This is a genomic window from Sneathiella limimaris (assembly GCF_012932565.1).
Lineage (GTDB): Bacteria > Pseudomonadota > Alphaproteobacteria > Sneathiellales > Sneathiellaceae > Sneathiella > Sneathiella limimaris.
The window spans coordinates 1,494,016-1,519,064 of the sequence record NZ_JABBYJ010000001.1 but is presented as its reverse complement, the minus strand read 5'-3'; the positions used below and the strand labels follow the sequence as shown (position 1 = coordinate 1,519,064).

General features: G+C 47.7%; 16 protein-coding genes. 11 read left to right on the top strand and 5 right to left on the bottom strand.

Going from position 1 to position 25,049, the window contains the following annotated elements; translation table 11 throughout:
- Positions 1-171 precede the first annotated feature (171 nt).
- The 4 genes from HH301_RS07300 (at position 172) to dgcA (ending at position 4,706) form a co-directional block, all read left to right on the top strand.
- Positions 172-1,953: a putative bifunctional diguanylate cyclase/phosphodiesterase gene (locus HH301_RS07300; protein ID WP_169568025.1), complete on the top strand. Its 1,782-nt coding sequence runs from the start codon at positions 172-174 to the stop codon at positions 1,951-1,953.
- 160 nt (positions 1,954-2,113) lie between these two features.
- Positions 2,114-2,698, top strand: coding sequence for a gamma carbonic anhydrase family protein (locus HH301_RS07295; protein WP_169568023.1), 585 nt, complete (start codon positions 2,114-2,116; stop codon positions 2,696-2,698).
- A gap of 32 nt (positions 2,699-2,730) precedes the next feature.
- Positions 2,731-3,720 carry an N-acetyltransferase DgcN gene (gene dgcN / locus HH301_RS07290; protein ID WP_169568021.1) on the top strand — a complete coding sequence of 330 codons (990 nt, stop codon included), beginning with the start codon at positions 2,731-2,733 and terminating at the stop codon, positions 3,718-3,720.
- Between the two features lie 5 nt (positions 3,721-3,725).
- On the top strand, positions 3,726-4,706 hold the full coding sequence (gene dgcA, locus HH301_RS07285) for an N-acetyl-D-Glu racemase DgcA (protein ID WP_169569530.1): 981 nt from the start codon (positions 3,726-3,728) through the stop codon (positions 4,704-4,706).
- 17 nt (positions 4,707-4,723) lie between these two features.
- On the opposite strand, the gene HH301_RS17875 is transcribed toward dgcA, so the two are convergent.
- On the bottom strand, positions 4,724-5,329 hold the full coding sequence (locus HH301_RS17875; RefSeq protein WP_169568019.1) for a 2OG-Fe(II) oxygenase: 606 nt from the start codon (positions 5,327-5,329) through the stop codon (positions 4,724-4,726).
- A 9-nt stretch (positions 5,330-5,338) separates the two neighbouring features.
- A complete protein-coding gene (locus HH301_RS07275; protein WP_169568017.1) occupies positions 5,339-5,941 on the bottom strand; it encodes a 2OG-Fe(II) oxygenase family protein in 603 nt (200 codons plus the stop codon).
- A gap of 248 nt (positions 5,942-6,189) precedes the next feature.
- On the opposite strand from HH301_RS07275, the gene HH301_RS07270 reads away from it, so the two are divergent.
- From HH301_RS07270 to HH301_RS07255, 4 genes are all read left to right on the top strand, one after another.
- On the top strand, positions 6,190-7,992 hold the full coding sequence (locus HH301_RS07270; protein ID WP_169568015.1) for an acyl-CoA dehydrogenase: 1,803 nt from the start codon (positions 6,190-6,192) through the stop codon (positions 7,990-7,992).
- Between the two features lie 79 nt (positions 7,993-8,071).
- Positions 8,072-9,289: a capsule biosynthesis protein gene (locus HH301_RS07265; protein ID WP_169568013.1), complete on the top strand. Its 1,218-nt coding sequence runs from the start codon at positions 8,072-8,074 to the stop codon at positions 9,287-9,289.
- Positions 9,282-16,910 carry a type I polyketide synthase gene (locus tag HH301_RS07260; RefSeq protein ID WP_169568011.1) on the top strand — a complete coding sequence of 2,543 codons (7,629 nt, stop codon included), beginning with the start codon at positions 9,282-9,284 and terminating at the stop codon, positions 16,908-16,910. Before HH301_RS07265 ends, HH301_RS07260 begins: the two co-directional genes overlap by 8 nt.
- A 48-nt stretch (positions 16,911-16,958) precedes the next feature.
- Positions 16,959-18,299 (top strand): aminotransferase class I/II-fold pyridoxal phosphate-dependent enzyme, encoded by a 1,341-nt coding sequence (locus HH301_RS07255; RefSeq protein ID WP_169568009.1) that lies wholly within the window; start codon positions 16,959-16,961, stop codon positions 18,297-18,299.
- A 29-nt stretch (positions 18,300-18,328) separates the two neighbouring features.
- Here the strand turns inward: HH301_RS07255 and HH301_RS07250 are convergent, their stop codons facing one another.
- A complete protein-coding gene (locus HH301_RS07250) occupies positions 18,329-18,550 on the bottom strand; it encodes an acyl-CoA carboxylase biotin carboxyl carrier protein subunit (protein WP_169568007.1) in 222 nt (73 codons plus the stop codon).
- A gap of 99 nt (positions 18,551-18,649) precedes the next feature.
- The gene (gene typA, locus HH301_RS07245; protein WP_169568005.1) at positions 18,650-20,473 is read right to left on the bottom strand and encodes a translational GTPase TypA; all 1,824 of its coding nucleotides are present in this window, start codon (positions 20,471-20,473) and stop codon (positions 18,650-18,652) included.
- Positions 20,474-20,679: 206 nt separating this feature from the next.
- Between typA and HH301_RS17870 the strand changes: the two genes are divergently transcribed.
- The 3 genes from HH301_RS17870 to HH301_RS07230 all read left to right on the top strand — a co-directional run bounded on the left by HH301_RS17870 (position 20,680) and on the right by HH301_RS07230 (position 23,830).
- Complete coding sequence (locus tag HH301_RS17870) at positions 20,680-21,270, top strand: GNAT family N-acetyltransferase (RefSeq protein ID WP_169568003.1); 591 nt, start codon at positions 20,680-20,682, stop codon at positions 21,268-21,270.
- A gap of 67 nt (positions 21,271-21,337) precedes the next feature.
- Positions 21,338-22,114, top strand: a complete 777-nt coding sequence (locus HH301_RS07235; protein ID WP_169568001.1) for an SDR family NAD(P)-dependent oxidoreductase — start codon at positions 21,338-21,340, stop codon at positions 22,112-22,114.
- Positions 22,115-22,564: 450 nt separating this feature from the next.
- Positions 22,565-23,830, top strand: coding sequence for an LTA synthase family protein (locus HH301_RS07230; protein ID WP_169567999.1), 1,266 nt, complete (start codon positions 22,565-22,567; stop codon positions 23,828-23,830).
- Here HH301_RS07230 and HH301_RS07225 read toward each other — a convergent pair.
- Positions 23,827-25,035, bottom strand: coding sequence for a glycosyltransferase family 4 protein (locus HH301_RS07225; RefSeq protein ID WP_169567998.1), 1,209 nt, complete (start codon positions 25,033-25,035; stop codon positions 23,827-23,829). The genes HH301_RS07230 and HH301_RS07225 overlap by 4 nt on opposite strands.
- Positions 25,036-25,049: the final 14 nt, after the last annotated feature.

Below are 25,049 nucleotides of genomic sequence, written 5' to 3'. Positions count from 1 at the left end.
CAAAATAAGAATCAATTGCTCCGAATATGACATCCATCACAAAAGCAAATTTTTCTCTGATTTTCTGAAACTTTAAGGGATCGGTTAAGACCTTGTTTACTCGTCCTCGCTATGATCAGCGCATGAGTATTTTCGCGTCCCTAATTCTTTAATTTATTGCTGAGCATAGCTTTGGTTTCAATTAACGCTTCATCGCTGGTACCAACGACAGATACAAATCCTGATGTTGATCTGTCGATTGATTCCGCCTTAAACCTTCAGCCCGATTTACAAACCGTGACGCCTCTCGTGCTGGAGAAGACAAATCGGCTCAGCAGCAAACTCAGTGAATTTGGTATTTTTCCCTCCAAAGTAACGGACAAACTTGGCAGCTCCGTTGATCTATTTGTGTCCGAAGGGAAAACCAATATCGCTTTTGTCGACGTCGAAATTGGTGAAGATCTCATTCTTGAGTTTTTGCGCAAATATGCAATGCGCTACCCACACCTCTCAGTTTTTGTCATTGATGGGGGTGTCGACCTGCTCAATAAGGGGGCCGCTGATCGTATTCCTTTTGATGCACTTAGCAAAGAGCGGCTGGAAACGGCCCTCATTCATGCCCACCGGCTCCGGAAACTGAATACTTTTCTGCCTTCTTCTGTCAATTTGGCAAAAGGGACACATGCGTTTGACACGTTGACCTCTTTGGTCAGCCGGGTTTCGTTCAAACAAAAGCTGCATGCAAAAACCCATGAAGCGAAGATGGACAATGAGGAAATCTCACTGATCATCCTGGATATCGATAGTTTCAAGGGCGTCAATGAGAGTCGTGGCCATGAATATGGCGACCTCATCTTGGCAACAGTCGCCGAACGTCTTCTCCAATTTGCCCCCGAAACAGCAATTGTTGGTCGGATGGGGGACGATGAGTTTGCTCTATTGCTAGATCAAAAAGCGCTTTCCAAAATTTCAGACACAACGATTGCAGCACGCCTGTCTCATGAATTGCGCCAACCCTATTTCCTGAACGGTCACACGACAAACCTGAGCGCGACCATGGGAATTGCAAAACTGGATCAGGAAGACACACCTGACACCCTATTGCACAAAGCCCTTTCAGCACTTTACACTGCCAAACGCGATAAAAACCGATTCATGGTTTACACTCGGCAGGAAGATGCTGAACGCCGCGAGCAATTAAAACTCGTCCACGAACTTCCAGAAGCTATCGAGAAAAACCAACTTCGCCTACATTATCAACCGATGATCCGGATGCATGACAGCACGGTCATTGGTGTTGAGGCTCTCGTTCGTTGGCAGCACCCAAGCCGGGGACTTCTCTTCCCTGATAGCTTTGTTCAATTGGCAGAAAGTTCTGGCAGCATTGAACCGCTCACACGCTGGGTACTTGACGCCGCAATTCGTCAGGGTGCAGACTGGCTCAAGACGGGCAAGCGATTAACCGTTTCAGTCAATATCTCAGCTCTTATTCTACATAATCCGATCTTCCCGGATATCGTCAACCGCCTTCTGGAGCAATCTGGTTTTCCGGCAGATTTGTTGAAGCTGGAAATCACAGAAAGCGCAATTATTTCGGATGTGGTTCGGGCCACTGATGTGGTCAACCGGCTGCACGATCTTGGCGTGAAAGTCTCCATCGATGACTTTGGAACTGGATATACCTCACTAGCCTATATCCGCAAGCTTCCTGTTGACGAAATCAAGATCGATAAAAGCTTTGTTCTCAACATGAACACGGTAGCGGACGATGCTGTTATCGTTCGAACACTGCTGGAACTTGCACGCAATCTTGATCTTTCAGTAGTTGCCGAAGGTGTTGAGGATCGGGAGACCTGGTACATGCTGGCTGGCCTTGGATGTCATGTCGCCCAAGGTTACTATATGAGCCGACCAGTTGATCGGGAAACCTTCGAAAACTGGCTCTTAGACTCCCCTTGGGCAATCGCGAAATAGCGCTGCAAACCAATAAGCACCCTCCTCTATTGGTTTTCTTTCCAACATCTATTTGACGCCTGATCGCTTCCTGATACACTGGTCAGGATTTCTCCTCCTGCTGCCTGAAACTGGCAGAGAAAATGGGAAAATTCACCAAAACTGAAGCAGAAGGACCATCATGACCGATTTCGGGCCGGACGTAACTATCAACTATGCGGCATACATTCATCCAAGCGCCTTGATCTATGGCAAAGCCACGCTGGAAAAGGGTGTCTCCATGTGGCCCTATTCTGTAATCCGCGCCGAGTCCCAGGAAGTCACTATTGGAGAATTTACCAATATACAGGACTTTGTGATGATCCATATTGGGGATACCACTGGAACCCATATTGGATCCCATTGCTCAATCACTCACCACTGCACGATCCATGGCTGCACAATTGGAGATAATTGCCTCATCGGAATTAATACAACAATCATGGATGGGTGTGTTATTGGTGATAATTGCATCATTGCGGGCCATAGTTTCCTGAAAGAGGGCACGATAATCCCAGATAATTCAATCGTTATGGGAACCCCTGGCAAGGTGGTTAGAACGCAGAACAACTATGCTCGTTGCCGCCTAAATGCCTTCATGTATTACCGAAATGCCCTAGCTTATGCGAGTGACAAGCATCGTGAGTGGGCGAGCGAGAACTGCCTGGAAGCGATGAACGCCGAAATGGAAAAACTTCGGGCTGAACAGCAACAACTTGAACAGTAGAGGAAGCCACCTTTTCGTGGTTTGAAGACCAAATGGAACATCCATATCTCATGTATCTTGGAGACGTACCCGATCAACTGGGCGCAAAAACAGCGAAAGGTATCGTAGATTGGCGGCCAGAATGGTGTCTGGGACAAGTTCGCCTGGCGGATTGTAAAGCAGATCTCGGCATTCAGGATATCTCCATCGCAGAAGCTGCCAAAAATGGTGCCAAAACAATGGTAATCGGAATCGTAAATTCTGGCGGCTTCTTACCTGAGCATTGGGTTCGGGATATCATTGAAGCCATGGAAGCAGGTATGGATATTGCCAGTGGTCTGCATATCCGTCTCGGCTCTATTTCTGAGGTCAAAGAAGCAGCAGAACGTTTAGGCCGTAACTTGTTTGACGTCCGTCACCCAACGCAGGACCTGCCAACAGGAAAAGGGACACCACGTTCTGGCAAACGCCTTCTCGCAGTGGGCACAGATTGCTCGGTTGGAAAAATGTATACCGCGCTTGCTGTTGAAAAAGAGATGAAAAAGCGGGGTATGAAAGCCGATTTCCGGGCTACGGGTCAAACTGGCATCTTTATCGCAGGCACGGGTATTTCAATTGATGCGGTTGTTGCAGACTTTATTTCGGGCGCTGTGGAAGTCCTCTCCCCTGCCAATGATGAAGACCATTGGGATATTATTGAGGGACAGGGCTCTCTCTTTCATCCGTCTTTTGCAGGCGTTAGCCTTGGTCTGCTCCACGGCTCCCAAGCTGATGCCCTGATCCTCTGTCATGAGCCAACAAGAACTCATATGCGGGGTTTGCCTCATCAACCGCTGCCAGACCTGAAAGAATGCATGGAACTGAACCTGACGACTGCCCGATTGACGAATAAAGACGCTAAGTTTGTTGGTGTCAGCGTCAATACTTCTGGTCTGTCCGTTGCTGAAGGGGATGCTCTTTTGAAAAAGCTGGAAGACGAACTTGGTCTTCCTTGTGTAGATGCCTTCCGCACTGGTGTGGCTCCGATTATCGATAATCTCTGATGTCTATGCGCAATCTTATCGCCTATCAGGAAAGCTGGCCGATCCGGGGAAGTTTCCGGATCAGTCGTGGTGCAAAAACCTCTGCCGATGTTGTTGTCGTGGAAATCACAGACGGTCGCTTTACAGGCCGCGGAGAATGTGTTCCGTATCCCCGTTACGGGGAAAGTCCATCTACTGTTATGGATGAGATTTCGACAATTCGAGAGGCGATCAATCATGGCGCCAGCCGCACTGATCTGTTGAGTCTACTACCTTCTGGCGCTGCGCGTAACGCTGTCGATTGCGCCCTTTGGGATCTAGAAGCGAAACAAACAGGAAAATCTGTTTCAGAACTGGCTGGAATTCCATCGCCTGGTCCTTTGATTACGGCCTATACTCTTTCTCTGGATACGCCAGAAAAGATGGCTGGGGCGGCTTCTGCCAATGCTCACCGCCCTCTGATCAAACTAAAATTGGGGGGAGAGGGTGATATTGAACGAGTAACTGCCGTTCGAGAAGCTGCACCCAAGACAAGACTGATTGTTGATGCAAACGAAGCCTGGGAGCCAGACATGCTGGGAAGTTATTTTCCGGCAATGGCAGAACTCGGTGTCGAATTAATTGAACAACCACTTCCGGCAGGTGAGGACGACAACCTGGGCGAGCTAGATCGGCCTGTTCCCATCTGCGCTGATGAGAGTTGTCATGACACATCCACCCTTGATCAGGTCGCCAGCAACTACGACTATATCAATATCAAACTGGACAAGACCGGAGGCCTCACCGAAGCCTTGCAGATGGCAGAAGCCGCACGAGAATTTGGACTGGGGATCATGGTCGGATGTATGCTCGGAACCAGTCTTGGAATGGCACCAGCAATGCTTTTAGGTGGAATGGCTCGTTTCGTCGATCTGGACGGCCCGCTCCTATTGGAGAAAGACCGTCCAGATGGGATCCAGTTCGACGAAAGCGTCATGCATCCCAGCACACATGCTTTGTGGGGATAAGTCCCCTTATTCTGTTATCAACGGAAACTATGCCCGTGGATCCAACCAACAACATAATGGCGGGTTCCACGGGTAACTGGTGTTATGCGTTGTAGCCAGTAGGATGGAAAAACAACCAGCGTTCCCTGCTGACGAAATCCTTCTGTATCCTGTCCCATATTATGTAGATGGATATCTCCACCTTCATAACTATTGGGATCTGACAGCTGCAAAATGAAGGTCAGTTTTCTAGAAGACGTAAAACCGCCGCCAATATCTACCAGCCATTCATCATCAGCTATATCGCCTTTCTTCTGGCGAACCATCCACGGCATATCGTCAGCAGGAAATCCGGTTAGTTCAAAACGCCAACCATCAGAATTTACCTGACAGGCCCCATAGTTTATCTGATCCAGTGGATACCCATTTTTACCAAGCGGCAGGCGCTGACGATCAATTGCCTTAAATTCTCTCGCATCAGGAAACACCGGTGCATTTCCAGGGCCCAATGGTAACTTGGATGTCCAAGCCCCCGAATTTGCCTGGGCAACGATTTGGGCACATTCCTGAGCTGAAAACACAGGCCAATGCATTGAAAGTGAAACATTTGTATTGCGAAGTGGCAGCATAGAAATCTTGTTCACAGCATCCCCCTATCGAAAACTCGGACCATGGACCCAGCCGACAACAACTTTTCGTGCGCCTTTTGTCATGGGTGCAACCCGATGTAGCCAGAATGACGGGAATACAATCAGCGTTCCTTTTCTTGTCAGTTCTTCCCGTTTCTTTTTGATCCTATGAAAACCAAGGTCACCCCCCTCATACTCGGAGCCTTCAGTCAGTTGTAGGGAAAACCCTAGCTTACGGGAGGCGGTTGCCGCCTGACCAAGATCCACATGCCAATCATTATGATCACCCTGGCGGCAGTAATCCATGACCCACGGCATATCATCTTCGGCGAACCCTCCAAGATCGAAACGCCAAATTTCTGAATTTGCGCGGCTAATCTCTTCAGCAATCCGGTTCAGCGGAAAGCCCATGTCATCAACAGGAACTTTTTGCTGATAGTTGCTGCGAAAATCCTTCTCGACTGTGAAGACACCCTTTTCCTGAACGCCCCCGACCATGGCCTCTTCCCATTTGTCGTCATCCAGCGTTTCCAGAATTCGATCGCATTCTTCCTCTGTGAATACTGTATTCACGTACACAGCCGCTGTGCCTGAATTCCGCATGGGTGCGGACGGCATAACAATCATACTCGTTCTCCCTTTAGTCACAGACGCTGCTGCTTCCCCTTAAGCGGCTACAGTTGTGACAAACGTCACACTGTGACGGTTGTCACATTTTTAGGCAGATCGATATAGAAAAGCAAGATAGGAATTCCAAAAAATAGAGTACACCGACCCTTTGGAGCTCTCTCACTAAATCAGATTTCCAAGTGAAAGAAGCTAGCCTTCATGATAAAGGTAATCATGTGATCCCATAACGAAGAAGAAACAGCATAATGCCTCTAAACACTCTGAGCTTAAAAGATCTGGAATTTCACCTGAATGACATGCTGCATGTTGATCGATTGTGTGACAGGGAGCGCTTCAGAGACCATGACATGGATGTTTTTCAGGCTGTGCTGGAAACAGCAGGAAAAATCGCCGGCGATCTTTTTGAGCCTCACAATCGAAAAGCTGATCTCAACGAGCCGACTTTTGATGGCAAAACAGTTCATATCATTCCTGAAGTCAAGGAGGCCCTCGATGCCTATATTGAGGCCGGCTTTATTGGCATTCAGCATGACTATGAGGTTGGCGGAATGCAAATGCCAACCTCTATCGCCATGTCCTGCAGCGCCATTTTCAACAGCGCTAATGTGGGAACGTCGGGTTATCCCTTCCTGACTATCGGTGCCTCCAACGTGCTTAGGGCTTATGGATCTGATGAGCAGAAGAAACGCTTTATGGAACCCATGGTGGAGGGGCGTTTCTTTGGAACAATGTGTCTATCCGAACCGCAAGCGGGATCTTCGCTTTCTGATATTAAAACACAAGCTGTCAAACAGGAGGATGGCACTTATCGCATAACTGGCAACAAAATGTGGATCTCGGCTGGGGAACATGAACTTTCTGAAAACATTGTCCATCTGGTTCTCGCCAAAATTCCGGGTGGCCCACCGGGTGTAAAGGGCATCTCTCTGTTTATCGTCCCAAAATTCCTGGTCAATGACGACAGATCGTTAGGCGAACGGAACGATGTTTCGCTTGCTGGCCTAAACCATAAAATGGGCTATAGGGGAACCACAAATACGCTATTAAATTTCGGGGAGAACGAAGGCGCTGTCGGCTACCTGATTGGCGAAGAGCATAAAGGGCTCTTTTACATGTTCCACATGATGAACGAAGCCCGTATTGGTGTTGGCCTCGGTGCAGTAAGTCTTGGCTATGCTGGCTATCTCTACAGTCTCGATTATGCGAAAAATCGACCACAAGGCCGGCATCCCGATGGGAAAGATCCTAACGAACCCCAGCGTATGCTCATTGAACATGCAGATATTAAACGCCTACTCCTCTCCCAGAAAGCGGCGGTAGAGGGGGCGCTGGCTCTTTGTCTATATGCGGCTGATCTAGTTGATGATGAGAAAACGTCAACAGATGAACAGACCCGAAAAGACGCAAGTCTGCTTTTAGATACTTTGACCCCAGTGGTAAAATCCTGGCCCAGCGAGTTCTGCCTGGAAGCGAACAAACATGCCATCCAGATCTTGGGAGGGTATGGATACACCCGAGATTATCCGGTGGAACAATATTACCGGGACAACCGGTTAAATCCGATCCATGAGGGCACCCATGGGATTCAGGGACTGGACCTTCTCGGGCGAAAGGTCGTGATGAATAACGGTGCCGGGTTTAAATTGGTCGCTTCCCGCATTAGTGAGACGATTGACGCGGCTATGAAGGTCGAAGGCCTTGCCCCATTTGCTCATACACTGTCAGTCTCACTCGAAAAAATTGGAGAGACAACCCAAAAGGTCGGCGTTGAACTCGCTAAAGGAAATGTCAATCTGGCACTTGCCAATGCGACGCCTTATCTGGATATGTTAGGCCACCTGATCATTGGCTGGCAATGGCTTCGTATGGCCATAGTCGCCAGAGAAAAATTAGAAAACGGTACAACTGCAGACGCTGATTTCCTTAACGGTAAGATACTTGCTTGCCAATATTTCTACAGGTATGAAATGCCGCGCATTCCAGTTTGGGCCGATCTTGTTGGCTCAATCGATGAGACGACGTTCAATGCAACCGAAGAGTTTTTCTGATGGCACTACGCACAACATAATGGTATGCCGGGCGGCAAATATAGAAACCGCCCAACTCATTTTAACTGGACTATAAGACTTGCCGGAAACTTCAAAACGCTCCTTCCTTTTCTTACAGACCATAGCCAGTCCCTTCTTTCGAAAACTTGGACGAAAGCTCCAATCCGAGGGCTACTCCATACGAAAGATCAACTTCAATGGCGGTGATTGGTTCTACTGGCATGGCTTGAATGAAATCAACTATCGAGGGCGGCCTGAAAAATTTGAAGACTTTCTCGGCACTCTAATCAAACAAGAAGTTTTTACCGATTTCGTTCTTTTTGGTGACTGCCGCCCCTGGCATCTAAAGGCCATTCGCCTTGCACAAAAAACCGGAATCCAGATCTGGGTTTTTGAAGAGGGATACCTCCGCCCTCATTGGGTGACATTGGAAGAAGGAGGTGTCAACGCCAACTCTAGTTTTGAGTTCGATCCTTCCAGTGAACTTTCGAAAACGTCCGAATTCCAAAAACTCTCAGGCGGTTTCAAGCAACGCGTAACCTTTGATTTTATCTATAATTTTTTCAACATAATACTAAAGTGGCGGTTTCCATATCACAAAACCCATCGCCCGTACCCAATTCTGATTGAGTACGCCTATTGGATTAGGCGACTTTTTAAGCTCTCATGGCAAAGGCGGCAGGCACGAGCGGACATTGAAACCTTGTCCCGTCACGAGGGGCCTGTGTTTCTGTTTCCACTTCAGCTGGATTCAGATTTTCAGATACGACTTCATTCTCCTTTTCAAGGTATGCCCGGAGCAATAGATCATGTATTGAAGGAGTTTGCCGAAAAAGCGCCTGAAAACGCGCATCTATTGATTAAAAACCATCCTCTTGATAACGGGATGCTGAACTATCGATCTCATATTCAAAAAGAAGCACGTAGATTAAATATTTCAGGCCGTATCACCTTTATCGACGGTGGTGATTTGAATAGAATATTATCCTATGCAAAAGGCGTGATTACAGTAAACAGCACAGTTGGAATCACTGCCCTGGAAATGCAATTGCCGGTTGCCTTGCTTGGAAAGTCAATTTATGACTCTCATGAATTGATTTACCAAGGAAGTGTTGAGGAATTCTGGACCAATCCGGTGAGTACAGATCCATTGGTATTGGAGAAATTCAAGGACCAGCTTCTCAGAAATTGCCATGTTAATGGCAACTTCTACACAGAAATCGGTATGAATCTAGGTGTTAAAAATTCTTTTCGTAGAATGATCGAAAGTAGTAGTTTAGAGTTACTCCATGACTGATCAGAATTCTAAGCGTATCCCAGCGTCCAACGCCGGTAAAATCGCCATTGTTGGCTCTTCCGTTCGTCTTCCTAAAGGTTGTGATACCCCTAGCCGTTTTTGGGAAGTTTTGATTAATGGTGATGACCTCATCTCGGAAATAAGCCCTGATCGTTGGAACCCAGAAACCTTTTACTATCCGGCAAGAGATATTCAGGGAAAAGCCTATACAAAGGCTGCTGGACAGTTAGAGAATATTTGGGATTTTGACGCTGATTTCTTCAACATCTCGCCGAGAGAAGCGGCTCAGATGGACCCTCAGCAACGCCTATTGCTCGAAATGAGCTGGGAAGCATTTGAAGATGCAGGCATAAAACCATCCAGCATACGGGGCAGCAATGCGAGTGTCTGTGTAGGTATTTCATCCAACGATTTTGGCACGAGCCAATTCGGTGATAGCGCGACAGGCAACTCCTTCTTTATGCTCGGCTCAACCATGAGCATTGCGTCCAATCGCCTCTCCTATTTTTATGATTTGCATGGCTCCAGCTTTTCAGTCGATACGGCCTGCTCCTCATCTCTTTATGCACTGGAGCAAGCCTGTAACAGGATTGCCTCTGGTCAATCGGATATCGCAATTTGTGGCGGCGTCAGCGTCTTGTTGACCCCCTTCCCTTTTATCGGCTTTTCACAAGCCAACATGCTATCCCCCGATGGACGCTGTAAAGCTTTTGACAGCCAGGGTAATGGCTACGTTCGCTCTGAAGGCGGTGGCGTTCTAATCCTGAAAGATCTGGACCAGGCCTTGGCAGATGGGAACCCAATTATTGCCACCATCGAAGGTATTGGAACAAATGCCGATGGGCGGACAAACGGTATGTCATTGCCAAGCTCTGATCATCAGGAAGCCCTGTTACGCCGCGTATACAAAAGCGCCAACATCGCACCAGATGAAGTTCAGTATATCGAAGCCCACGGTACAGGAACCATTGTCGGCGATGCTGCTGAGGTTGGTGCGATCGGTCGCTTCTTTGGCGAAGAACGAAAAACGGATCAACCCTTGCTGATTGGGTCTGCCAAATCAAATGCAGGTCATCTGGAAGCAGGATCAGGCATGATCGGGCTGATTAAAGCTGCACTTGTTGTAAAAAATGCGGAAGTGCCGCCTTCAATCCACGTCAAGGAACTCCGTCAGGATATACCGTTCGAAGATTACAAAATCAAAGTCGCAACGGAACACCACACCTTCGACAAATCAACCAAAATGACGGTTGGCGTGAACTCCTTCGGGTTCGGTGGTGCGAACGGACACGCAATCCTCAGCTCTTACAGTCAGCAGGCTGAAGACCAGAAAACTGTCTCCACAGCAGATGATACGCAACTTCCGCCACTCCTGTTGTCAGCCAGATCTGAGTTCTCGTTAAAAGCACTCTGTCTCGATTACGTTGAGATCCTCTCACAGCCAGAATTTAGCTTGAATGATTTCTCAACCCTTGCTGCCTCAACTGTATTCCATCGCGAAGATTTTGAATACCGGCTTGGTCTGTCTGCGAATACGCTCGATGAAATCCGGCATGCTCTGCTGAAGTATGCAAAGGAAGATACTGCTGACTTCCCTTGCCAAACAGGACACACACATGGGGCGGATAAACCTATTGCCTTTATCTTTAATGGTAATGGCTCCCAGTATGTAGGAATGGCAGCCGACCTTCTCAAAGAAAATGAAACCTTTGCCAAGAAGATCCGTCAGATAGATGCCATAGTCCAAAGTAAAGCTGGTTGGTCAATTGTTGAGACGCTCAAGAACTCAACCGAAGAACATATTGCTGATACCACTGTTGCCCAGCCACTGATTATGAGCATTCAGATCGGTTTGATCGAGGTCTTGAAAAGTCAGGGCATTGAGCCTGAAGCCAGTATTGGTCACAGTGTCGGAGAGATCGCCGCAGCCTACTCAGCGGGCCATTTGTCTCTAGAGCAAGCGGTTACTGTCATCCTCACGCGGAGTAATGCTCAAGGCAACACCCGCGGCCATGGCGGCATGGCAGCTATTGAAATAGCGCCCGAAAAGCTGGATGAAATTATCGCTGAGCTTGCCCTGGATGTGGAAATTGCAGGATATAACGGTCCGACCAGTCTGACATTGTCTGGTCATGACGATCAACTGGATATCTTAAAACCATATTGTAAAAAGAACCGAATTCTCTTTAAAAAACTGGATCTTGAATATCCCTTCCACAGCTCTTTAATGGATCCTGTTGAAGACGAAATTCTCACCAACCTTGCAAAACTATCTCCAGAAAATGGCTCCGGTACACTCATTTCAACTGTGACCGGCCAAGAAATTTCAGGTGAAGAGCTCACAGCAAATTATTGGTGGCGAAACATCCGTAAACCTGTGCTTTTTGATCAGGCCATAAACTCCGCCTGGGATCAGGGCTGCCGCATGTTCTTGGAAATCGGACCCAAAGCGATCCTGGGCGGTTATCTCAAGAACAGCTTCAAACAGAAATCAGAAGGCTTTAGTGTCCTTCCTGCAATTACTGGCAAGGCGGATGCGGATCGAATAGCTCACATTCTGGAAGCCGTCTATGTTGAAGGCGGTCGGATTGATTACGCGTCCCAATTCTCAAAACCTGTGAAATCTGAGTTGCTGCCGACCTATCCTTGGGATCGGCAAACTTATCATCTCGAAACCACCTCTGAAGCTCGATTTTCTCTAACGGCTGATTGGGGAGGCCCTCTGCTCGGTGAGGCGCTTAATCCTGAACAGACAGAATGGATGGTTCATCTGGGCGCCTTGAAACCTAATTTCTTGAAAGATCACCTAGTCAACGACACGGTTATCTTTCCCGCAGCGGGCTTCTTGGAAATTGTGCTTGCAGCAGGTCGCAAAGCGTATGGTGAAGGCAATCTGGTTGTTGAAAACCTCGAAATTCATGCACCCCTTGCCCTCGAAGAAAAAGCTCTTCGCACGCTGATCGTTGACCTTGATCCAGTTGATGGCAAGGTTCAGATCCAAAGTCGCCCCTACCTTAGCGATTCAGCAGGTCTCACCAATGTGACAGCAAATGTCGTAAAAGATACCTCGTCCGAAATACCGAACTGGACTTGGGCAGATCATAACGATGCGCTCGCTGAGGCCCCGTTTGATAAATCCGGCTTCTATGAACTGACCCAATCGTTGGGACTAACATATGGGCCCAATTTTCAGACCGTACAGCAAATCCAACTCGCCGAAAATTTAGTCAGTGCCAAAATTCAATTGGCAACAGACTGCCTTGAGACGGCAGATCTTTATAACCTCCATCCCGCGATTGGCGATGGATGTCTACAAAGCTTGTTCACCCTGCTGACAGATCCAACCAATTCGGTAAAAGCAGCAACCTACCTGCCATCCGTTTTCGGTAAGGTGCGCCTCTATCAGCCCGGAGCAAAGGCGGTCCGCTCAATTGCCCGTATTAATCGGATCAGCAGCCGCTCGATCATTGCAGACTTTAGGCTGGTTGCAGAAGATGGCAGTCCAGTAGCAGACCTGCAGGATTGCCGTTTCCGCCTGTTCGAAAGCCAAGGGCAAAGCAAAACGCCAACGCTGTACCAACAAAACTATGTTCCAACTCCACTCTTGGAAGGGCATCCTCTGCCTTCTGGTATTGAGGAGGCTAACCTTCCTTTTGAAGCAACCAGTGATGCAAGCAGTTATGGTGAAGAAGTTGCCCCTCTGACAGATGCGCTCATTTCTGCCTTTGTCTTGGAAACACTGGAAACCTTGGGCGCAAATCTAAAGTCTGGCTTCCGGGTTCTTGATCTGATTGCCACTGAACAGATCGATCCGGCACAATCCCGGTTTGTGAATTTTCTGCTCAATCTCCTCAAGGAAGATGGTTTACTTGAACGCGAAGACGACACGTGGAAATTGGATGAGGAAGCCGAACTCTTTGCCGCAAGTGACATCTGGCGGCTCCTGATTGCAGATCATCCAGAACTTCTGCCAGAACTCACCATGATCGGTCGGACAGGACAGAACCTTCCGGAAATTCTTTCTGGTGCTGTTCTTCCAGAGGATCTGCCCATCCACTCCGAAACCTCTTTGGCAAAACAGTTGGTGGAAGGATCAGCCTATTCTGCCACATCTGACACGGCTTTAAATTCAGCACTTGCCGAGTTCCTGTCATCCTTACCAGAGAGTATTAGCGTACGTATTCTGGAATTCGGTGGTCAGAATATTCTCAGCACAAAATCTTTCCTTAATCAGGCACCAAAAGACCGATTGATTTACGATTTTGTGGCGACAGACTCCAATGCGCATCACCGCGCACGCCTGGAATTTTCAGCAATGAACGGGGTTTCCTGCCAATACCTGGAAGACACGTCTGGTGAAGCCCTTCAATCCTATATGGAAAATGCCCCTCAGTATGACGTGATTATTTTTAGGGGAACACCAGTTACACCACCTCGTTATGAGGTCATTGCGCCAATGATCCGTTCTCTGCTGAAACTGAACGGACGGTTTTTCCTCGGCCAAAATAGTGGTGGCCGCATCTCTTCTTTCCTTGCAGGCGGCGCGCCCAATTGGTGGGATCGGAGTACCTCTACCAATCAACTCCGGCCACTGACCTTAAACGAAGCCACTTGGATGCAACAATTGGCTGGCAATGAAGAGTTTGAAACCGAACTACTTCTTTCTACTGACAACACGCCATTTCACAACAGCATGCTGCTGACCGGCTCCCACGTTAAAAATGCGGCTTTGCCTAAAGCTCAGCCTGACGTAGAAGCCTCTGGCCTGAAACTGATCATTGTCTCAAATTCAGAGGATGAGCTGAAACTGGCCAAGCGGATTGCCGCGCTAGAAGGGCCGAAAGAGCACCATATTCTAAAGCTTGGAACAGAGTTTACGCCTGACCTACAAGAGGAAATGGGCCTTGGCGCTGCAACTACAGAAGAAATCAGCAGTCTTTCAAAGTTAATAGTGGATAGCGGCAAGACGGTTGAAAGCTGCCTCTATCTGGCGGGCCTCTCTCTCCATAACGAAGCGGAAGCTCTTGCAGCGCAAGATGTTAGATGCCTTCCTCTGGTAAACCTTCTTCAAGGTCTATCCCCTTCTCTGCTCAGCAAAACACGGTTGCTGCTTGTTACACAAGGCAGTCAGAAAATAAATGAAACGGATCAGACCCAGCCTCTACACGCACCTCTTTGGGGCTTGGGTCGAGTCATTACCAATGAATTCCCGGATTTGCAGTGCAAGCTCATTGACCTTCCAGCTGGAACTAAAGCCCTTTTTGGAACGGCAACCGCTGAGATCCTCAGTCGAGAACTGGAAACATTCGATTGGGATCGGGAAATTGTGATCCGTGAAGGTGGCCGGTTTGCTTCGCGCATTCGGCAAGCAGACCTGACAACTCAATCCGCAACTTCGGATAGCCACTTCCGTCTTGATTTTGCAAAACCCGGCGCGCTCGAAAATTTGACCTGGTTTGAGATGGATCATCAGGAAGAACTTGGCGCGGATGAAATTGAAGTCGACATGAAATCAACGGGCCTCAACTTCCGTGATGTTATGTTGGCCATGGGCATTCTGAAAGATGAAGCTGTCGAAAACGGGTATGCAGGCCCCACCCTCGGCATGGAAGGTGCTGGTATCGTCAAGTCAGTTGGCAGCGGAATCACTGATTTCGCTCCAGGTGACCGAGTCATGTGTTTTGCCCCCAATTGCTTCGCCGATATCATTCGCACCCGGACAACTGCCGTTGCCAAAATACCGGACGAAATGTCCTATGACGAAGCGGCAACAATCCCGAGTGTATTTTTTACCATTTACTATGCACTCCACTATCTTGCGCGCGTGGAACCTGGGGAGAAGGTCCTCATCCATGGTGCTGCCGGTGGCGTAGGTCTTGCCGCCATACAGTATTGCCAGCATATTGGCGCCGAAATTTATGTCACAGCTGGCTCTGCTGAAAAGCGGGATTTCCTGAAACTGCTGGGCTGTGAAAATGTGCTTAATTCACGCACGCTCGAATTCGCAGATCAAATTATGGAACTGACCAACGGCGAAGGCGTGGATGTTATTCTGAACTCCCTATCCGGCCAGGCAATTCCCAAAAACCTGTCTATCCTGAAACCCTTCGGGCGTTTTCTGGAGTTGGGTAAACGGGACTTCTATGCAGATAGCAAAATCGGTCTTCGTCCATTCCGCAACAATATTACCTATTACGGGATTGACGCAGATCAGCTACTTGCTGAAAAACCAGCCCTTTCCAGTCGCTTGTTTAAGGAGATGATGGAGCTGTTTGAAACAGAAGCCTTCAGACCTCTTGTGCATCTGAAATTCAAACCCTCTCAGATTGAAGAAGCGTTTCGCACCCTGCAGCAAAGCCGACATATCGGCAAAATCGTTGTGAGCATGGATGACACAGCAGATCGTAAAACTGTCGCTGCACAAAAACAGGCTACAACGCCTCAATCGCATTACGATGGAGCATGCCTGATTACCGGCGGACAAGGTGGTTTTGGCTTAGCCACAGCAAAGAATTTTGCATCCAAGCACTTTGATCATCTGGTTCTCATCGGCAGAAGTGGCGTTAAAACACCTGAAGATCAGGCCATTATTGACCAACTGCGAGCTGATGGCATTCAAATCGACCTCTACAACGCAGATGTTACTAAACGACAGGAACTTGAAACTCTGCTCGCTGATCTTCGCAGCAAAAAAGTTTCTATTTCTGGCATCATTCATTGCGCAATGGTTTTGGAAGACGGCTTGATTGCCAATATGGCGCCTGAAGGACTTCAGAAAGTCGCCGCCCCAAAAATTGCTGGCGCTTGGAACCTACATGAGCTGACCCTGTCAGATCCGATTGAACTATTCCTGATGTACTCATCAGCAACGACCTATATCGGCAACCCGGGTCAGGCAAGTTATGTCGCTGCCAATAGCTACTTAGAAGCCTTAACAGATTACCGCCGTAGACAAGGTCTGCCTGCAACCACAGTCGCATGGGGTGCAATTGATGATGTTGGTGTCCTCGCAGCAAATGAAGACGTGAAGGATATCCTTGTCAAACGGACGGGACTAAAAGCCATGAGCTCTGCTGCGGCACTCTCTGGTCTTGAAGATGTTGTCCTTGCAAATAAAGATAATGTCGCAATGCTTCAACTGGACTGGGGCAATGTAACACGGAATTTTGCTGTGGGTTCAACCTCACGGTATCTGGATATCCAACACCTTGTTGGCGAAGCCGGCTCTGTTGAAGATGCTGATGATTTCATTGCCTCGCTTGAAGGTAAGTCTCATGATGAAATCGTGGAACTCGTCCAAGCTCTTGTCATCAGCCAGATTTCAGCCATCACGGGTTCACCAACTGATAAAATCTCTGCCGAAAAGTCCCTATTTGACCTCGGAATTGATAGCCTCATGGCCCTGGAACTGACCATGGAACTTGAGCGCAAAACAGGCATTGAGCTATCGTCGATGAGCATTATTGGTGGGGGTAACATTTCAGATTTGGCCGATAAAGTTGCTTCTTTGCTAACCGGTGAAGGAGAGGCAACCGAACAAGCCGGAAGCGAGATGGATGTCCTGATGGCTCAGCACGGGATCACTGAAGATCTTGATGACAGTCCTGCGAAAAACAACTAGGTTCATTCCCGCAATCGGTAAGAAAATTCTCAGGTCAGAAGAGTAGTTATGACAGATCAGAAAAAGCCGCAATTTGGTCTTTCCAAGGATGATAAAAAAAACCTGCTGAATAGTCTTCGGGCTAGGAAAAGGCCATCCACAACGGATACCAAAGCAGATGATTTTCATCCGGTCATTCCAACGAGCCATTATAAAATTGAGGAATTTCCGGAATACCAGAAGCTTCATCTTCACCGGATTGTTGCTGAAAAAGCCAAGATCGAAAATCCATTTTTCCGTCTTCAAGATGGTATGGCTGCCAGCACTGTAAGCGTTGGCAATCATCAACTGATCAATTTTGCCAACTACAATTACTTAGGTATGAACGGCCATCCTGAAGTCAGTAAAGCAGCCCATGACGCTATTGATACATATGGCACTTCCGTTTCCGCCAGCCGCATTGTCGCTGGTGAGCGGCAAATCCATCAGGATTTGGAGAAAAAACTGGCCGAAGTCTACAACGTGGATGATGCCGTAGTTATGGTCAGTGGGTACGCGACCAACCTGACTGTAATTGGCAACCTTTTGGGACCCAAGGATCTTATTCTATACGATAATTTCTCTCACAATAGTATTCTGCAAGGGACTCAGCTGTCTCAAGCCAAACGGCGCATGTTCCCCCATAACGACATGAATATGCTGGATCAGATCCTTAAAGACATTCGGCATCAGTATGAACGCTGCCTGATTGTTGTTGAGGGAGTGTACAGCATGGATGGTGACGCGGCTCCTCTTGACAGGTTGGTGGAGATCAAAGATCGCTACAAATGTCTTTTGATGGTCGACGAAGCCCATAGTCTTGGTGTTCTTGGGGCGACCGGACGCGGTGCAGGAGAACATTTTGGCGTTGCTGGCCAGGATGTGGATATCTGGATGGGAACTCTCTCCAAGACCACAGCTGGGTGCGGTGGCTATATTGCAGGGTCGGCTGCACTAATTGAATATCTGAAATTCTCTGCGCCGGGATTTGTCTATAGTGTTGGCATGCCACCGCCTGTCGCGGCTGCAGCACTTGCTAGCCTTAATGTAATGCTCCGCGAACCAGAACGGATTAAACGGTTTCGGGAAAATGCCAACCTATTCATCAAGCTAGCGAAAAAAGCAGGGTTAAATACTGGACTAAGCCAAGGCCATGCAGTTGTCCCAATTATCATCGGGAACTCAGTGAAAGCAGGACAGCTCTCCTCCAGCCTATTTGATGAAGGCGTTTATGCCCCACCAATCATCTACCCGGCTGTTCCTGAAGAAAGCGCCCGTCTTCGCTTCTTCCTCTCTAGCGAACATACAGCCGAACAAATTACAGAAGCCGTTGAAAAAACCAAATCATGTTGGGAAGCGTTAAAAACTTAGTACAAAGTCTGCCTCAACATCACATGAACTTAAACTTCCAGTTTGGCGACGACCTGGCCTTCTTCGACCGGATCTCCCTCGCCAACCAAGAGTTCAACTAACTTGCCATCCTCAGGTGCATCGACCGGGATTTCCATCTTCATACTTTCCAGTATGAGGATGGCATCGTCTTCTTCGAGTTGCTGGCCGATCTCGGTTTCGATCTTCCAGACCTTACCGGCAATTTCGCTTTCCACTTCAATGATCGCCATATTGTCCCCCTCTTGTTCTGATTGTTATGGGCGAAGTTCATGTTTCCACAAGTTTCGCCCAATGCCAATCAAATTTCAATGGGTTGGTGATCAGGTGTATTAGGCATTTTCACCAGCACGGGCAGCTTTTTTCCGCTCGTGTGGATCCAGGTGACGCTTGCGAAGCCGGATATGGTTTGGAGTTACTTCTACGAGTTCATCGTCATCGATATAGGCGATGGCCTGCTCCAGACTCATTTTCCGAGGTGGGGTCAGGCGAACTGCCTCATCAGAGCCAGCAGCCCGGATGTTGGTCAGCTGCTTGGCTTTCAGTGGATTGACTTCCAGATCATTGGGGCGGTTATGCTCACCAAGGATCATGCCTTCATAAACCTCAACGCCGCCGCCAATAAAGAAGGCCCCGCGCGCTTCAAGGTTCCAGATGGCATAGGCAACAGATTTACCCGTTGCATTGGAGATCAGAACGCCGTTCCGGCGACCTGGGATTTCCCCTTTATAAGGCGCATAGGAATGGAACAGTCGGTTCATGATACCGGTACCGCGGGTATCGGTGAGGAATTCGCCGTGATAGCCAATCAGGCCGCGTGTTGGACACAGGAAAGTCACGCGGGTTTTCCCACCACCAGAGGGCCGCATGTCTGTCATCGTGCCTTTGCGAAGGGCAATTTTCTCAACCACAACGCCTGAGAATTCCTCATCCACGTCAACGACCACTTCTTCAATCGGCTCCAGCCGCTCGCCAGTGGCTTCATCTTTGCGGAACAAAACTCGTGGCCGGCTGATGGACAGCTCAAAGCCCTCGCGGCGCATGGTTTCAATCAAAACACCCAGCTGCAATTCGCCGCGTCCTGAAACCACATAACTGTCTGCTTCCGGGCTGTCTTCGACCCGGATGGAAACGTTACCTTCGATTTCCTTCATCAGACGATCGCGGATAACCCGGCTTTGAACTTTGTCACCATCCCGCCCAGCAAGGGGAGAGGAGTTAATGGCAAAGGTCATGGAGATGGTGGGTGGATCGATTGGCTGCGCATCCAGGGGTTCTGTCCCATCCGGTGTGAGAAGCGTGTCTGCCACGGTTGTTTTCACAAGACCTGCGACAGAGACAATATCGCCTGCGCGGGCTTCCTCAATGGATTCCCTCTCCAATCCGCGAAAAGCGAGGATCTTGGCTGCACGGGCATCCTCAATTTTCTTACCGCTCCGGGACATGCCCTTGATGGGATCATTTGTCTTCAGAGTGCCAGATTCGATCCGGCCGGTTAGCAAACGACCCAGGTACGGATTACTTTCAATGGTGGTAACCAGCATCCGGAAGGGGGCGCTTTCATCAACGGTTGGCGCCGGAACATGCTTAACGATCAAATCAAAAAGCGGATCGAGATTTTCCTTTGGCTCAGAAAGGTCGGTAACGGCCCACCCTTCTTTTGCTGAGGCATAAAGTACTGGAAAGTCGAGCTGATCTTCATTCGCGTCAAGCGCAACGAGAAGATCAAAACATTCGTCGAGGACTTCTTCAGGGCGACCATCAGGACGGTCCGCCTTATTGATCAGGATGATCGGGCGAAGGCCAAGGCCCAAGGCTTTCTGCGTCACGAACTTGGTTTGTGGCATGGGGCCTTCAGCCGCATCGACGAGGACGACAACACCGTCCACCATGCTGAGGATCCGCTCAACCTCACCGCCGAAGTCGGCATGGCCTGGGGTGTCAACGATGTTGAGGCGATAGTTGTTCCACTCAACGGACGTACATTTGGCGAGGATGGTAATACCCCGCTCCCGTTCCAGATCGTTGGAGTCCATGGCCCGTTCAGCCACCTGTTGGTTTTCCCGGAACGTTCCGCTCTGTTTCAGCAGTCCATCCACAAGTGTGGTTTTCCCATGATCAACATGGGCGATAATCGCAACGTTCCGAATTTCCATGATAAATAACGCAATCAACTAATTAAAAAAGGCGCGCGCAGTATAGCGATGACGCGCCAGATAGCAAGGTGTTTAATCCTCGCTAAAATTGGCTTAAGCCCATATGTGTTTAGGAGCTAGATAGCTGCAAAGCTATAGCCAAAATGGTTTGTTTAACCTACAATTGGACACTAATTTCATTTATTCAAGCAGACTGGGAAAAGAGCGTGTCCTATTCCATCCGCATGGCAAATCCAAGTGATGTTTCGTCGATTGCCGACCACCTATGTAGAGCCGGTGGGGGATTAATGGAATTTCTATTGCATAATGTTGTCCCAGATGTTTCACCAGAACAACTGCTTGCAGTTGTTCTAACAGAACCCCAGTCAGCCCTGTCCTATAGTAACAGCATTGTTCTGGATGAAGATGGCGAAGTAAAAGGCGTTATGCTTGGTTATCCTTTCAAAGACTTCAATATATCAGAAGAAATGCAGATGTTCGTGGATCAGGAAAAGTTGGATGCAGTCCGAAGCCTCTATACCAAAAAAATTCCGCGAAGCTTTTACATTCATGCCTTGTCCGTTGATGATAGCGTCAAAGGAAGAGGTGGTGGTAAAGCACTGATTGATATCGCCAAGGAAATCGCAGTAGATGAAGGTCTGGACAATCTGAGTTTACATGTTTGGCGAGACAACGAACCAGCCAGAATTCTGTATCAAAAAACTGGCTTTCAAGAGGTTGAGGATATCCCTATGACTCGTCATGATCTTCTGCCACACGATGGGGGAATGATCCTTTTGAAGATGGATATCGAATGACCAAATCTCATCAGCCGGAGTTTCTTGGCAATCTTCAATTCCTTCCAGAAAGCCTGTTTTATCTACCATGAAGCCAACTAAAACCGTAGCGATTACTGGCGGTGGGGAAGGGATCGGGGCTGCCCTTACAAAACTGTATGCTTCGCAAGGGTATCATGTGGCGATTGCAGGTCGAAATGTGGATAAGCTGAAGATAGTGCAATCTGCCTGCACCAAGTTGGGTGGCCTAGTCAGCTATACAGATCTTGATGTCCAGGATGCAAAAAGAGTGAGTGAATGGCTACATGGATTAGATAATGATAGTGATCTGCAGATTGTGATTGCCAACGCGGGCATTACCGGCGGGATAAAACCTGAAGATCAATTAGAGGCGATTGAAAACACTCAATCGATACTCTGTATAAACCTACTTGGTTCAATCAACACATTACAACCGGCTGCAGAAATTTTTCTCAAGAAGGGAACTGGGAAAATTGCAGCGATCAGTTCCTTGGCCAGCTATGTCGGCTTTTCAGGTTCACCAGGGTATTGCAGCAGCAAAGCCGGTCTCAGAATTTACTGTGAAAGTTTAAGTAGGCTACTCCAAAATTCAGAGATATCAGTTACTACAATATTCCCCGGCTATGTGAAAACCTCGATGGCTGATAGAGTAAATGCAAGCAAGCCCCTGCAAATTTCGGCTACGGAAGCTGCCCAAAAAATAGCAAAAGCAATAGAGAAGGGAAAACCGGAGTTTGGTTTTCCTTGCAGCCTTTGGGTTGGTGTGAGATTCTTAAGTATATTACCAGCTTTCCTTAAGCATAAATTAGCAAATTTTTTTGACTACAGTGTCAATTCACAATAGGTTCAGTCATCATTCTTGATGATTAAGACCTTTGGATAATTCTGTACAGAAGATTGCATAGCTAATCTTTGCGTTTGCAATGGAAAAACAAGACACATGTGGATCACATTTTCATCCATATTCTTACTAATCTCAGCAATATGGCTTTTGGATCATATTGTACTCCCAAAACGAGAACGCAGTCGTAAAGGGCATCTTTTTACACTTTTCACGATAACCCCACCGATTATGTTCTATGTCAGTGTCTTAATGCTGACCTACAGACCAATCTTCTCACTTCTCATATCAACTGTAACTTACGCTGTTATTGTCGTTCTGAATAACGCGAAATTTAAGGCTGTCAAAGAACCTTTGGTTTATAGCGATTTTCAGCTTTTTCGTGAGGTCATTCGGCACCCCCATCTCTATGTAAAATATATTGGACTTGCTAAGCTCATTGCTCTGCTCTCATTGGGCGCAATTGCAATTGGAGGGTCAATATACTTCGAAAAACCATTTATCGAAAGAAACGCCACAGCTGATTTCTTCCCAACGCTTGCATTCTTCGGAGTCACACTTGGCGTTATTTACATGATTGTGAAAGGGCCATTCCAAAATGAGTTCAAACGTATATTACTCAGTTTTGGCCCCACAGCTGACGTCAAAGAAAATGTCACTCAGCTAGGTCTAGTCGTTTGCTTGATTTTCTACTTTTTTCTTGCCGGCACGGATAAAATCGAACTGGAACAACCCAAAAGAGCCAAAAAGCCCGGTAAAACTCCTTCCTTCCCTCTCGCAACGACTAGTTTCCACAAAGATAGGAAATCCAAAAGAGAGTTACCGAACATAGTAGCGATCCAGGCGGAGTCATTTTTTGATGTTCGGTTCATGCATCCTGACCTGGATAGCTCTATACTGAGGCATTATGACCACGCTAAAAGAAATTCAACATATTTTGGTCGGCTTAATGTGCCAGCCTGGGGTGCCTACACCATGCGAACCGAGTTCGCATTTCTAAGTGGTTTGCCAGAAGACGTACTAGGGCATCATAAATTCAACCCATACCTACAACTTGCAAGCGCACCTTTTTGGACAATCGCTCATAACCTGAAAGCTCTCGGGTATCGGACGGTTTGTATTCATCCTTTTGCAGGGACCTTCTTTAATCGTAAGAAAATTTTTCCGAACTTAGGCTTCGATAAGTTCATTGATATGGCAGAATTTGAAAAAGAAGATCAGTTCGGTCCCTATATCAGTGATATTGCCCTAGGGAAAAAGGTCATTGAAACTTTAACAACAGAAGATGAACCTCTTTTCATTTTTGTAATTACCATGGAAAATCATGGCGCCTGGCCGCTTGATAGGCTCACGAAGTCAGGAATTGAAATGCCCCCTAAACAATCATGGCCTCTTGGTTGCTACTCACTCAGTCACTATCTGACACACATGAAGAATACTGATCAAATGATCGGAAATCTAACCCAGCATATGAGCGCTACAAAGAAAGACTCCATCTTATGTTTCTATGGAGACCACATGCCAAACCTTCAGAACGCATTTCGCAAAACCGGCTACACCGATCACAAGACAGATTATTTCATATGGAAAAACTATGGTTTCCGAAGCCGTGAATTCGATACATCTGTTGACACCCTGGGCAGGCTAATCCTGGATGCAGGATTGAATGATCGCAAAGATACTCATACGGAAATCAATAATGAGGCAATCACCGGTTAGGCCTGGGGCCTGAGCAAATCGATCATTATTTTTCTTTGCACCGCCGGGCTAAATTTTTTGTTTGCTAGCGTACACTTTTCTTCCCAATTGGGGTCATTTTTCAGGCTACTTGCCTTCTGAAGAGCTTCTGCAATTTGATTTGCCTCGAACTCATGAAAACAGAGGCCCATCCCCGTCTCTTCTACAACCTTTAGAATATCTGGAAATGCGGGAGCAACAACAGGCAACCCCGCCTGAAAGCTCTGAAACAATTTATTAGGAAGAGCGTAATAATAACTCAGACACCTATTTTCAACACCGATAAAGCTGACATCTGCAAAACTGATCTCCTGTATCACATCTTCTGGCGGCACAGGGCCGCACAGTTCAATTCTATGAGAAATAGAGAGACTTTCAGCCAACTTGAGTAATTTTTTGTCATTTTCTGGAGGGCTGCCTCCGATACAAACCAATCTGAAATTCTCAGGAAGAAGTTGCAGGGCACGTAGCAACCACTCCAAACCACGCCCGTTTCCCCTGTAACCGACATAAAGAATAATTTTATTCTGGTTGTTTGCAGGCTCCGGGGAAGTCCCTACATCCTCTTCCCCACAAACTTGCAACGGAATGTTGTAAATCACTATTGGTGTATTGCGTAAGTTGTATGCATTAGCTAGATATGCTGCGATCGACGGAGAGGGAACCGTCACAACATTAACCTGCTTCAATGCCTTCCGCTCAAGCCACCTGCGCTTTCTCTGTAAATTCAAAGAATATCTGGCATTACGATGCTGCTCAAGTTCTGGGGAGTCATAAATAATTTGGCACCCAGTCTGGTTTTGTACTTTCTGAGCTACCTTAAGAGCATTCAGTCCGCAAGCGACAACAACATCGGGCTCGAACTGCAACAGTTTTGGCTTGAGCTTAGCGACGATTAGCTCGGGCAGGAAATAGCGAAACAGGGACCTGATAAAGGGAAGATTAACGAGGCCTATCAGTAGGTCTGTCTTATTTTTTAGTCCAGCCAGTTCGTATTCTTCCGGCGTCAGGATATACCTAAATTGCTCTATCCCACTCTGCTTATCAAAAGGATTCCCCTTGAATTTCCCATAGCGAGTACAAAACAGAACTTGAAAACCAGAGGTTGATGCAACTGTCGCCCAGTTACGGAGCCTTTGATCATTATGACCACTTTCACTTCCTATAACGGCGACAGTCTTCTTCATTCCCTGATACTACC

Coding starts and splice junctions, on each gene's coding strand:
- dgcN (WP_169568021.1), top strand. CDS start 2,731: ATGGAACATCCATATCTCATGTATCTTGGAGACGTACCCGATCAACTG.
- HH301_RS07255 (WP_169568009.1), top strand. CDS start 16,959: ATGACAGATCAGAAAAAGCCGCAATTTGGTCTTTCCAAGGATGATAAA.
- HH301_RS07235 (WP_169568001.1), top strand. CDS start 21,338: ATGAAGCCAACTAAAACCGTAGCGATTACTGGCGGTGGGGAAGGGATC.
- HH301_RS07225 (WP_169567998.1), bottom strand. CDS start 25,035: ATGAAGAAGACTGTCGCCGTTATAGGAAGTGAAAGTGGTCATAATGAT.
- HH301_RS07295 (WP_169568023.1), top strand. CDS start 2,114: ATGACCGATTTCGGGCCGGACGTAACTATCAACTATGCGGCATACATT.
- HH301_RS07275 (WP_169568017.1), bottom strand. CDS start 5,941: ATGATTGTTATGCCGTCCGCACCCATGCGGAATTCAGGCACAGCGGCT.
- HH301_RS07250 (WP_169568007.1), bottom strand. CDS start 18,550: ATGGCGATCATTGAAGTGGAAAGCGAAATTGCCGGTAAGGTCTGGAAG.
- typA (WP_169568005.1), bottom strand. CDS start 20,473: ATGGAAATTCGGAACGTTGCGATTATCGCCCATGTTGATCATGGGAAA.
- HH301_RS07270 (WP_169568015.1), top strand. CDS start 6,190: ATGCCTCTAAACACTCTGAGCTTAAAAGATCTGGAATTTCACCTGAAT.
- HH301_RS07260 (WP_169568011.1), top strand. CDS start 9,282: ATGACTGATCAGAATTCTAAGCGTATCCCAGCGTCCAACGCCGGTAAA.
- dgcA (WP_169569530.1), top strand. CDS start 3,726: ATGCGCAATCTTATCGCCTATCAGGAAAGCTGGCCGATCCGGGGAAGT.